This window comes from Wolbachia endosymbiont (group B) of Rhopobota naevana (assembly GCF_947250615.1).
Lineage (GTDB): Bacteria > Pseudomonadota > Alphaproteobacteria > Rickettsiales > Anaplasmataceae > Wolbachia.
Map to the genome: position 1 here is coordinate 258,496 of NZ_OX366333.1, position 11,625 is coordinate 270,120.

Here is an 11,625-nt window from a genome sequence, read left to right on the forward strand (position 1 = left end):
CAGTTAAATTTGCGAGTATAAAAAAAATATAACGTTTCTGATGATGATGGAAAAATGGATGCCAGTGTCTGGGCACTGGCATGACATCTTCCTACAGAATAATGTTCGTACAGCTGTGTATCACATGCTGTAATGACAACAGTGAATGACATCTTGCGATGTCATTCACTAGCACTTACATTACCAATCCCAAGAAAGAGGTGAACTTGAATCTGTTGGAATCTCGAAGGATGGCTGTGACACTATCTCTTTTATCTCATTTCTAAGCCATTCGCTACCATCTTCTCCAGCTTCTCCAGCTTCTTTAATAGCTTTCTTGAAACTGCTCTCTAGTACAGCTTTAGCAGCTGCAGTGACGTGACCATTACCATTTATAGCATTTCCTATTGTAGTTAACTTAATTAACTCATCGTTTAAGTCATCAGGCATCTTATCAGTCTTAGTTTGTATTGCAGTAACCTTATTTCCTAAATTAGCAGCACTTGTAGCATCTTTTATAGCAGCAACATCAGCAGTAAAGGTATCTGTAATCTTATCAGTCTTAGTTTGTATTGCAGTAACCTTGTCTCCTAAATTAGCAGCATTTGTAGCAGTTTCTATAGCAGTTACTTTAGCTGTTAAGTCAGCTGGAATAGTATCAGTTTTAGCCTTTATAGCAGTGACATCAGCTCCTAAGGTATCTGTAATCTTATCAGTCTTAGCCTTTATTCCTGATATCAGATCTGTTCCGACTTGAGTTTTTATGGTAACTAAGTCAGCGCTTAAGTCAGCTGGAATAGAATCAGTCTTAGTTTTTATTGCATCTACATTAGTTCCAATACCTAATAATGTAGCAATTGCACCTCCAGTCATGAAGTTTGTTGCTGTAGCACTGTAATCTATTTCAGCAGCACCATTAGGTTCATACTTAAAAGTGTTGAAAACATTAGTAGCATTGTCTACACCAAAGGTATACTTATTCTGTGCAGCATCTTCATAAATTATGCTTTTAATGTTAGGGGATGGTACATTTGCTCCAGAGTTGTCTTTAAAAGTTAAACTAGCCATATCACTTTCCGTTAATTATAAAAACCATAATGTGCATGAAAATAATATAAATTCCGTAAATACTAGATTTTGCATAAGATTTCCTTGAAGCTTTTCGCTTCAGAATTCTTCTCTTGTGATCTAAGTATGTAGCAGACGATGTCATCCTAGTAGCCCCTTTGGTGTTATTCCAGTGCTTGACACTGGAATCCATTTTTCCATCATAAGAAACGTTGATTACTTTTATACTAGCAAATTTAACTGGATGCCAGTGTCTGGGCATTGGAATAACAAAAAGAGGGCAGGGCCCTCCTTGTATATTAGATATAGGCTGAGTTATGATCGTGATAAACGTGATCGCTTGCGCAGTCGAACATTTTCACAAAACCATTCTCTAGATAGAGATTATATTCATGATGTTGATCTAATAACTCAAAGTTATCTTGTGTTTCTAAGCTGAAGTGACTTGAATCTGATAGCAATTCGTAATTTGGGGGAATGTTCAAAAAAGTGTGTCAAACCGAGAAATAAAAATAAAATAGAAACAAAAAATAGAGGTTTGATATATGAGTTACAAAATAGAAAATGGAACGACTGGCCTGGTAGATTACAAAGAGCTGGAAGCAAATATACTGTCATCAATAAGGGAAGGTAAACCATTGATGGGGAGAGATGGAGCATTAACACCATTTGTAAAAAGGCTGCTGGAAGCAAGTCTAGAAGGTGAAATAGAGCATCATTTATCCAATGAAAGAGAAGAAAAGAATCGAAGAAACGGAAAGAATGGCAAAACTTTGAAGACGAGTGCAGGTTCATTTGAACTATTGACACCAAGAGATAGAGAGGGAAGTTTCGAACCACAGATAGTGAAAAAAAGGCAAACAAGCTTACATCCAGAACTTGAAACAAAGGTCTTGAACATGTTTGCAAGCGGTGTGGGATACAGGGATATAGCATCCTATGTGGAAGAAATCTATGACCATAAAATATCTGCAGCAGAGATATCTGGAATTACAGATAAATTACTGCCTATAATCAATGAATGGAGGAGTCGTCCCCTACAATCAGTATACCCGATAGTATTTATGGATGGGATGTTTTTTAAGGTCAAAGAGAATGGACATTGCATAAGTAAATGCATGTACAATATATTAGGAATAGACCAAAATGGCAGAAAAGAAGTACTGGGTTTTTACTTAGCAGAAAGTGAGGGAGCTAACTTCTGGCTAGGCGTATTAAATGACTTAAAAGAGAGAGGAGTAGAAGACATTTTGATAGCTTGTGTTGACGGTCTGAAAAGCTTCCCTACAGATATAAATAGCGTATTTCCCAATGCTGAGGTACAGTTATGCATTGTGCACCAAATAAGAAATTCACTAAAATACGTATCCAGCAAAGATATAAAAGTTTTTATGAATGATTTGAAAAAAATATACCGTGCTACAAGTAGAGAAATCGCCGAAAATTATTTACTTGAACTGGAGGAAAAATGGGGTGAAAAATATCCTTTAGTCATAAAATCGTGGCAAAACAATTGGGAAAATTTGTCTAGTTATTTTAAGTATTCTGGCCCTGTTAGAAGGCTAATTTATACCACCAATCCAATTGAGGGGTTGCACAGACAAATCAGAAAATTTACTAAAACCAAAGGTTCATTTACCAGTACAAATGCCTTGTACAAATTGGTATATTGTGCTATAAAAAAGATAGAGCAAAAATGGGCTATGGCTTTGCCTAATTGGGCTCTAACTATATCTCAACTTGATATCTTTTTTCCTGATAGGTTAAAAATTGAGTTGAACTAAAAATTCGCTTTGACACACTTTTTTGAACATTCCCTTTTTTTCAGCTCCATGAATAAATTTTCCCACTCCACGTGCAAATGGTCCTGTTTTAATATCGAGCCATTTATCCTCTTTTGAACCATTAGCCATTCCTTTAACTATTTGCTTTGCCTGTAAAAGCTCTTGCACTATACGCTCTAATCTATCTCTTCCCATACTATGAAAAACTTCAGGCAGTCTATGTCGTTGTTTATGTATTCCTGCACTTCCTGTGTGAGTAAATGGATGTCCTGAAATAGCAGCTCGCGCAATTGAATCAATAAGATATATTTTAAGATCTTTATCGCTAATATTTTGAGCTTTTAATTGTTCAGTGATGTCTTCCAATAGCCCTGTTTCTTCATTTCTTAGGTAAGTGCGTATGGTACGATCAGCCAGGCCATTTGCTTTAACAACAGCTCCATAAAATAGTGCATTTTGTCTTGGGATTTTTCCAATTGACCTAAAAATCATTGGTTTAGTCATATCTTCAACAGGCCAAAAAGCAAAAGAACACCTGACTCCATTTACGAGAGCAGAAGTGCCTCGAATAGCATCTCGTGCTTGCTCTACTGTTGATATAGGCTTTTCTCCCTTCAGCTTTCTCATATGATGTGCAGTAATTATTGAAGCTCCAGTGCTACATGCTAAATCAGATAATAAACACATGAGATAATCCCCTACTGCTGGATCAGCATTTAAATCTGCATGAATGAAAGAAGCAAGGGGATCAAATATAATGAGCTTTAAATCCTTTATCCTGCTCAGCTGCTTCATTACCGACTCAAATTCTGGAGAGATTTCTACAACTTTACCGCGAACGTTCTTAAGTATGGTAAGAGATCCTCCGATGTTTGGTAATGGTACAATAAATAGCCTACCTTTATATTTCAATCTCTCGCATTTTGGATCAAGTCGTTCTAAGCGACGATGTATTTCATTTGTATCATCCTCCGCAGAAAATACCACCACAGATCCATGTTCAGTAACAAGTTGGCCAAATCCGCATACCTGATCTATGCTAGCTGCAACCTTGAGGGCTAGGTCAAGAAGAAGCATGCCTTTACCAGTATCACCCATTGCAGCTAAAATAGATGTGACACCCAAAGGAAATAATCCTTCAACTAAGAATCTTTGCTTTGGTACTGGACCTACAAAACGCTCCACACTCCAGCTAAAAATATCAAGCGGTGATTTAATAATTATTTTTCTTGAGTTTTTTTCGATGAAGTCAAAAATATCTATATTCTCTTGTACAGCATCAGCAGCATCCCAACTCCTTAGTTTATCTGGTGGAATCCTAAGCGTAGCAAGTGATGCAACACCAAGTTCTAAAAGTTTCTTTTCAGCGTTTTTAGCATATTTATTACCTGCTTCATCATTGTCTGGCCAAATGATAATATGTTTACCTTTTAGCGGAATCCAATCTGTTTTATCAATAGGTGCATTTGCTCCAAACATTGCTGTTGTTGCAGTTATTCCTTTCTCTATAAGTACTTCTGCGCATTTTTCTCCTTCAACCAGAACAACCTTATCTGATTTTAAGATACCTGGAATGTTGTAGAGCGGCCTTATCTCTGGCTCTTTGAATCTCTGCTTTTTAGAATCAAATGGTTTAAACTGTTTTTTCTCTAAAGGAGGATCATAACGGTAGACTATTACGATTACTTGGTTATTTTCATCGTAGTAGTTCCAACTACAAGTCAGGTATTGTTCTAGATCTCTAATATTATTTTTTTCTTTGATGCCAAGCCATTCACTTATTGAGAGCATTACTTCAGGAAACTCTGTTTTTGCATTCTTCCCGTGTACTGTTGCCCAAAGGTCAATAATGTCACCACCTTCTCCTGTTGCAAAATCTTTCCATAATCCAGCTCTTTCACCTGTTAACTCTATTACAGTGCTTTTGCCTTTGTTACCCTGTACATCACCTACATAAAACTTATCACCACGAAATGTTCCTCTTGGTAGTAGGTGAAAAAGACAAGATCTGATGTTTTGCAAAAGCTGAGTTTTGAGCTCTACCATAGTGTCCGTTTTGCGGACAAATTAAGGGAGAGTAGACCGGTGGAACTTCCCCACGAGCCCCTCGCAAAACTGTGCATGAACCTCTCGACTCACACAGCTTCCATTATTCATCTTTTGACCTAAACCTAATATCCAGTGGTAGAAAGTTTCTGGCCCTTCCTTTCTCATTTTTCCTAGAAGTTGCCTTGCTAGTCTTCCATGAGTTCGAAGTTTCTTGTACTTTCTTCTGACCCACTTTTCTAGGTGCCGCTCTATGTTTCTCAGAGGTTTGTATATCTCTTTCCTGTAAAACCTGCCATAGTACTGATACCAGCCTCTGACTATTGGATTTACTATCTTTGATATTTCCTCTAATGTTTTGTGTGTATTTCGTAGTATTTTCCATGACCTTATGGTTGTAGTAATATTTTTCTTGGCTTTGTTGCTAATTGCAGGAAGAAATGAAACAAAATGCTTTCCTATTTTACTTTTTGCTAACCTTGGTCTATATGTGTAGCCCAGAAAATCAAAACTTTGCGTAGGAAATTCACTTTTTCTATTGTCATCCTTGCAGTACACAATTTGTGTCTTTTCAGGATGTAATTTTAGCTTATGCTCAGCCAATCTTTCTTCAATTGCTATCTTCATAAATTCCGCCTGCTTCTGAGTCTTACAGTGCACTATCGCATCATCTACATACCTCTCAAATGGTATTGTTGGGCACTTTTGTCTCATCCACTCATCAAATACATGATGCATAAATATGTTTGAGATTATCGGGCTTATTGAACCTCCCTGTGGAACTCCTTTATCCCTGATTACCTTACTGCCATCTGTTTGCTGAATTGGAGCTTTCATCCATCTTTCAACATACAGTATGACCCATTTGCAGTCTGTGTGCTTCTTGATAGCTTGCAATGCCAACTTGTGGTCTAAATTGTCGAAAAATCCTGATATATCAAGATCTATCACCCAATCGTACCTCCAGCATCTTTTACGCGCTGTGTCTACCGCATCCAATGCAGATCTATTTGGTCTATAACCATATGAATCTTCGTGGAATTTTGGCTCTACTAGCGGCTCAAGATACATAGAAGCTACTGTTTGCCCTATCCTGTCGATTACTGAAGGAACACCTAAAATTCTTTGTCCTCTTCCTGTACCTTTCGGTATTGCAACAGCTTTTACAGCTTCTGGAAAATAACTTCCAGATGACATCCGATTCCATAGTTTGTACAGATTATCTTTTAGATTTTCCTCAAATTTTGTTATCGAAACCTCATCTACACCAGCAGCACCCTTATTTCTCGATACTTGTTTATAAGCTCTCCAAATAAGTTGCTTTGGTATATCAAAAGACTTTGTTTTATTCATTAACTCCTCCCTTGCGGTTGATAAATAACTAAAACTAAATAACTCAGCCCCTTCGCTCCATTCCCATTACAGAAACTTCTTCACTACTACGAGCTGATCCGCCCCTGTTTTTCGCATCGGTACTCTCATCCTTAGAGTTTAGCTCCTTGGATTTCTTCCTTATCATCGAAACGACAGGTTCCCGTAGTTCCGCACAATAGCCTAAAATAGATTCATGCCACCTCTATGCCGGACGCCATCTACCCAGTAAACAAGCTCCTGATAGACTTATCCCAGGTTACTACAGAACCCCTGGTTTTGACGCCTCCTAATTGTCATTTTCGACACTTCATCAGTGGTTCACTTTCGTTCATCTCTCTACTTCACACATGATGCATAGTTGCACCTTTTCCATAACGCTCACCACCTTGGCTCTTTACCAAAGCAGCTTATGGTTGTTTAAAGCCTGCTCTTGTAAACCGGCTCCGAGGGGCCCACCCTCATCTATCATGCAGCTTCAACACTTTCCATGTCTCTACGGCGCACCTGTAGCTATAACTTTAGAGTTCTGCCAACGCCCATTTACTCTGCTAATGAATTTTGCTGGTATTGATTTACCGTTTCTTAGCTCATATACTACTTGCAAGACATTTGCACGTTTATTTGGTTGAAACATTACCATACCAGATGTATAAAAACTTCTTAAAGCATTAGCACCAATTAAAGCTTGAAAAGGACTTTTTGCGAGTGTAGCTGTGGATACTTTTCTGGTATGACGTGTAATAATGATTCCAGCCATAGGATTAATTATAGAACGTAATTTTTCTATTCTGCTTTGCAGGCCAGAAAATATATTTTCATAGTCAATCGAATCCAAGACGATAAGATCTATCGTTTTAAATTTTTCCCCTATGATCTCTTTTATTCTCTCTATACCTTCATCATTTAAAGTTAATCTCATCTTTGTAGTAACAATCAAGTTTTCCTCTGCTAGATTTGGCAGCCTTTGATTAGTTATGATTTGTTGTATGCGTTCCCTGATATAATTGTACTCCATCTCATTTTGCAGATAGATTATTTTTAGTGGCCTTGCTGACTTCATCTTAAGAAACGACACTCCTGCTGCAAGATGTGCAAGCAAAGAGAGAAGAAAATAACTTTTGCCAACCTTTGGCGTACCACCAATGACTAAAAGACCACCTGGAGTGAGAATTCGTGGAGCTATTATATCTTCTGGTATTGGTGATTGATCACTTAAGTACTGCTTTACAGAAAATATTTTTTCTTCTCTTTTCCCCCCTTTTTTTTCTCCACTCTTTGATTTTTTATTGAGCCACTTTCTAGCAGAATATATATCACCTTTAATCAAAATCCAAAGATCAATAATATCACCGCTAGTCCCTTTGGTAAAATTACGCCAATCACCAGCTTCCTTACCTACTATTTTAACTGTAATTGTATTTCCATTTAAGTTTCCGATATAAGTTTTTTCTCGGTAAAACTCACCATTTGGAAGTAGGTAAGAAACACACTCCTTGATATTATCAATCAATAACATCTTTAACTCTTTTTGCTTTTTAGACATAAAATTCCCATACATATTTTTCATACGTGTAAAGTTGAGATTAGCTAGCTCACAAACAGTTTCAAAAGATTTTGAATTCAGCCAATGAATTGCTTCTTCTCTTAGCTTTGAGTTTTTTCCTACTGCGTCCTGAATACCTCTAGTAACGACAGCAGACCAAAGCTTTTCCTCGTCGTACTTCAAAATGGTACTCTGTCAATTTCATAATTTTTGCGGTATTCTACCGAAGCAATTTTGTTCTTTTCTCCATATTCATCAGTTATAACACTTACCTTTACTGTAAACTCTAAGCCATTTAATTCTGCAATTGAATTTAGCTTACGAGCAAGGATTGCACTTTCTTAGTTATCATGTGGATGAATGTCACGTGCTGATTCCAAGATACTGCGAAGCATAGAGCGACCCATTTCTCCCCAAGTATCTTCTGCTTTATTACTTTTAATACCAATTATTTGGTAAATCTTGTGCTTTTCATATAGACCTTCAATAACGGTAAATTCTGTATTTAAATAAATGCTACCGGTAGTGGGGCTTTTAGTAAACCAATGCTCATAACCTCCAGGCTTGATTGTCATTTTTACCTTTACTATTGTACCTTTTGGTATCAGTCTACTTTGCGGTTTTACAGTGTTAAAATCAGTTAATAGGTTTTGTAACATATATCACTCTCCATGTTTAAATTTTAAAACTTGCTTTTAATCTTTGTAAGCAGCTTGCCTAAATGCGGTTCTTCAACCATACTCAGGCGTCCACTGCGGTCTTTAGCTGGGTATCCCCAAGGGTTTAAAGTGTGGCAAACAAAAGAGCGCTTCTCCGTTCCATCATCTTTCTTGATTCCAACCATACTGATTACTTCGTCAACTATCCCAGGAATTTCACTGGCAGTTTTAGTTCCTTCGCATTGAGGTAGCCAAGTTGGACGATTGCAGTCATCGAGATATTGACCTAAAGTGCCAACTATGATGATGTCTTTGTCTCTGATGTGTTGAAATTGATTGAGCCAAGCCATCATTTCTTGAGCAAGTAATCCATACGCAGCTCTCATATCCTGTTTTCCTGATCTCTCAGAAAAAGCTTCAGGTTGCATTTTTGCCCATAACAGACATAAACATGAAGCAACGGTTATGCTATCTACAAAGATGCATCGGTATTTAGAAAACTCAGAGAAAAGATCTTTGTACTTACCAGATACATGTTCATAGTGTCTTTGGCTGTATGCTTGATCAGACTTCAGCGCAGGATTAGACCCCCCTATAAGACAAGCAATATCTCTAGCTTCATTCCAAGTGCGAAGACTAATTGAATCTCCTTGCCAGTCTTGAACGGCAAGAAGCCCTGCTTCAAAATCAAGGCAAAGTGTTGGTTCATCTATAGTCTTTAGGAGACTTGTTTTACCAATACCATAAGGACCAAAGATGACCATCTTTACACTTGATATTGTTTGCAATCTTTCATTATTATTCAAAATTTTAAGAATCATTATTTATCCATGCTGCAATGTATATATACAAGAAAGGCAAAAATTTTGTTCAATTTTTCTTTTTGCCTTCGTAGTAAATAGGAGAAAGTTTGGCACGTATCTTCTTGATAATATTGTTTAAAGTGGTTCTTGAAACGTTGTTCATTTTGGCAACTTCATGTAAGTTGAAAAACTTAAGTTGCTCACATATATTTTGCCATTCCTTTGGTAAAACCGAGATCATATAGTCTACATCAATGCGTTTTGTTATTTCACTCTCAAGTAGCTCTGTTACATCGATACTAATATAGTTATTGATATCGCGTTTTGCACATCGCTGTTTCTTTAGCAAGTTAATAGCTTTGTTTTCAGTTAATCTTGCTACGAAAGTGTTAAAGCTACTTTTATCTTCATCATATTGATCAAGACATGGCCAAATTTCACAGAAGAGTTCTTGCTCAAGATCTTCGTTATTCTCATCAATAAAGCACTTAGCAAGTTTTAGTCTATAGGCTTGGTATTTTACGTTTTTAACAATTATAGCTATATTTTTTAATTTCATGGTTTTCCCTAAAACAAATTAATGCTTTAAGGATGGGAGTTATTAATGCCGTTATGTAGGACAGGAGCAAAAATAAATAATACTGATGCGATTTTTAATCTATTGATATTCTGTTATTTTTTTTTGAGAATAATACTGATGCAATTTAAAATAATACAGTTCAGGTTTTTGGAAACTATTTTGAATGGATTTCAAAGAGTGGGTAGCTCAGGCTTTCTAAAATTATGTTAAAAATGTAGTAAGATATATAAGAATTTCATATTTTGAAATTCAATATTACCAATTTTTAAGAGGGAAAAATGTGCTCTCTATGATCTTAAGTTCCGTTCCTAATTACTGGCTTCCTAAATCAGGAATTAGGAATCAGGAATCTAGAATTAGCCTGTATGGAGGGTTTTCACCATGCGTTCCTAAAACCGTTCCTAGGAACGGCATATCTGAAGTCCGCCAATATGGAGGGTTCCAGCTTCCTAAAACCCTTATATATAATATATATATAATACATATATAAAAATATACACATATATAAAAACATATAAAATATAAGATTTAGAATAATAAAAAAAACTCTAAAAGTAGAAAAATCATGTTTAGGATAAGTAAGGTTTTTAAATAAACATCTTCAAGAAAGAGTTAATTATAAAAAATTTTTCAAAAATTGAAGATTTTTTGGACGAAAATTTTCCAAATCTTGTATATATATGTACTCAGCAATTGAAAGGAAATGCTCACCCTAGATCTTGGCAAACAAACTGGTTGGACTATTTTACATGATGGAATAGTGCAAAGTGGAAGTAAGAGTTTTCATGTTAGCAGGTTTAGTGGTGGTGGAATGCAGTTTTTAAATTTTCGTAATTGGCTTAATGCACTTAAGTATAAATTTCCAGGTATTGAAGTTGTGTACTTTGAAGAAGTGAGAAGACACTTGGGAACTGATGCTTCACATATCTATGGAGGGTTTTTAGCACATCTTTCTGCTTGGTGTGAAGAACATCATGTGCCATACAAAGGTGTATCTGTGAAAACTATCAAACGCTTTATAACAGGCAAAGGCAATGCAAGTAAAGCTGATGTAATTGAAGCAGTACAGAAAAAGGGTTTCTGTCCAACAGATGATAATGAAGCAGATTCTTTAGCTTTAATGTTCTATGTTATGAATTTCAGTAAAGATTTTAATACATTAAAAGTATCATAAAAAGTGGGTCCTTTCGGCCATGCTGGAGGGTTTGGTGGTCCTGACCTCGGGCCTTCTTTAGCGTCAGAAATATTTCAAATGTTGACTACTTGTGCAGTTATAGCTGAGCAGTGCCAAAAAAGGAGAAAAAAAGGTGAAAATTAAGCAAGCAGAATGGGCAAGAGAAAAAGGGTTTTCAAGGCAATATGTCTGTTCTTTGGTAAAGAAAGGAATCGTTGAACTCAAAGATGGACTTATTGACCCCGAGCAGGCAAATGAAGCTCTGAAAGCTGTTCGTGATCCAAGTCAACCACTGAGAAGAAAAGAGAATGGAGAAAAGCTTTCAACGATATTGCTAAAAACGCGAATAAAAAATGAAACGGAGCGTGGTAAACTTCTTGAGGCGAAAGCTAAGGCTGAGATAGGAGAACTTGTAGCAGTAGAAGAAGTAAAGCGCGATGCGTTTAATGTAGCAAGAGTTGTCCGTAATAATTTGCTTAATATTCCAAATAGAGTTTCAGCACTGCTTGCATCACTGAGCGACACTGAAAAGATTCATATGGCGCTAACCGAAGAGATTACAAACTCATTACAAGAATTATCTAATACTAAATTTCAAATATAAAAAAGATTTTG

At 36.5% G+C, this 11,625-nt stretch carries 11 protein-coding genes and 1 pseudogene; 4 read left to right on the top strand and 8 right to left on the bottom strand.

Annotated elements, in window-relative coordinates:
* Nucleotides 1-180: 180 nt before the first annotated feature.
* Nucleotides 181-1,047, bottom strand: coding sequence for a hypothetical protein (locus OOL01_RS01360; RefSeq protein ID WP_264686933.1), 867 nt, complete (start codon nt 1,045-1,047; stop codon nt 181-183).
* 250 nt (nt 1,048-1,297) lie between these two features.
* Here OOL01_RS01360 and OOL01_RS01365 point away from each other — a divergent pair, with 250 nt between their 5' ends.
* The gene (locus OOL01_RS01365) at nt 1,298-1,486 is read left to right on the top strand and encodes a hypothetical protein (RefSeq protein WP_264686934.1); all 189 of its coding nucleotides are present in this window, start codon (nt 1,298-1,300) and stop codon (nt 1,484-1,486) included.
* A gap of 106 nt (nt 1,487-1,592) precedes the next feature.
* Nucleotides 1,593-2,831 (top strand): IS256 family transposase, encoded by a 1,239-nt coding sequence (locus OOL01_RS01370; RefSeq protein ID WP_264686429.1) that lies wholly within the window; start codon nt 1,593-1,595, stop codon nt 2,829-2,831.
* On the opposite strand, the gene OOL01_RS01375 is transcribed toward OOL01_RS01370, so the two are convergent.
* The 7 genes and pseudogenes from OOL01_RS01375 to OOL01_RS01405 form a co-directional block, all read right to left on the bottom strand.
* On the bottom strand, nt 2,811-4,877 hold the full coding sequence (locus OOL01_RS01375; protein WP_264686935.1) for an AAA family ATPase: 2,067 nt from the start codon (nt 4,875-4,877) through the stop codon (nt 2,811-2,813). The two genes, OOL01_RS01370 and OOL01_RS01375, sit on opposite strands and share 21 nt — an antisense overlap.
* A 21-nt stretch (nt 4,878-4,898) precedes the next feature.
* A complete protein-coding gene (ltrA, locus tag OOL01_RS01380; protein WP_264686936.1) occupies nt 4,899-6,230 on the bottom strand; it encodes a group II intron reverse transcriptase/maturase in 1,332 nt (443 codons plus the stop codon).
* A 43-nt stretch (nt 6,231-6,273) separates the two neighbouring features.
* Nucleotides 6,274-6,396 carry a hypothetical protein gene (locus OOL01_RS01385; RefSeq protein ID WP_264686502.1) on the bottom strand — a complete coding sequence of 41 codons (123 nt, stop codon included), beginning with the start codon at nt 6,394-6,396 and terminating at the stop codon, nt 6,274-6,276.
* Between the two features lie 348 nt (nt 6,397-6,744).
* Nucleotides 6,745-7,977 carry an AAA family ATPase gene (locus tag OOL01_RS01390; protein WP_264686937.1) on the bottom strand — a complete coding sequence of 411 codons (1,233 nt, stop codon included), beginning with the start codon at nt 7,975-7,977 and terminating at the stop codon, nt 6,745-6,747.
* Nucleotides 7,974-8,453, bottom strand: a pseudogene (locus tag OOL01_RS01395) (hypothetical protein). The gene OOL01_RS01390 and the pseudogene OOL01_RS01395 overlap by 4 nt, the downstream one beginning before the upstream one ends.
* A gap of 23 nt (nt 8,454-8,476) precedes the next feature.
* On the bottom strand, nt 8,477-9,274 hold the full coding sequence (locus OOL01_RS01400; RefSeq protein WP_264686938.1) for an ATP-binding protein: 798 nt from the start codon (nt 9,272-9,274) through the stop codon (nt 8,477-8,479).
* A 49-nt stretch (nt 9,275-9,323) separates the two neighbouring features.
* Nucleotides 9,324-9,815, bottom strand: a complete 492-nt coding sequence (locus OOL01_RS01405) for an RNA polymerase sigma factor (RefSeq protein ID WP_264377175.1) — start codon at nt 9,813-9,815, stop codon at nt 9,324-9,326.
* Nucleotides 9,816-10,539: 724 nt separating this feature from the next.
* Here OOL01_RS01405 and OOL01_RS01410 point away from each other — a divergent pair.
* Together OOL01_RS01410 and OOL01_RS01415 are read left to right on the top strand one after the other, a co-directional pair.
* The gene (locus tag OOL01_RS01410) at nt 10,540-11,010 is read left to right on the top strand and encodes a RuvC family protein (RefSeq protein WP_264377173.1); all 471 of its coding nucleotides are present in this window, start codon (nt 10,540-10,542) and stop codon (nt 11,008-11,010) included.
* Nucleotides 11,011-11,143: 133 nt separating this feature from the next.
* A complete protein-coding gene (locus tag OOL01_RS01415; RefSeq protein WP_264686939.1) occupies nt 11,144-11,614 on the top strand; it encodes a hypothetical protein in 471 nt (156 codons plus the stop codon).
* Nucleotides 11,615-11,625: the final 11 nt, after the last annotated feature.